Annotated in this window: 1 pseudogene; it reads left to right on the forward strand. The window is 64.7% G+C overall.

Annotation, left to right across the window (positions count from 1 at the left end):
- Window positions 1-255, forward strand: a pseudogene (locus tag QMX82_RS25785) (MFS transporter); the annotation flags it as partial.

The raw sequence follows: 255 nt of genomic DNA on the forward strand, positions 1-255 counted from the left end.
CGGCCGGCCAGACCGCGCCCAAGACCACCTCGCAGCGCATCAAGTCCATCTTCAGCGGTTCCGTCGGCAACCTGGTCGAATGGTACGACTGGTACGTCTACGCCGCCTTCTCGCTGTATTTCGCCAAGGCCTTCTTTCCCAAGGGCGACCAGACCGCCCAGCTGCTCAACGTCGCCGCCATCTTTGCCGTGGGCTTTCTCATGCGCCCCATCGGCGGCTGGCTGATGGGCCTCTATGCCGACAAGGCCGGCCGCA

Origin of the sequence: Pseudomonas sp. PS02302, assembly GCF_029959585.1 — a bacterium.
Taxonomy (GTDB): Bacteria; Pseudomonadota; Gammaproteobacteria; order Pseudomonadales; family Pseudomonadaceae; genus Chryseomonas; species Chryseomonas aestiva.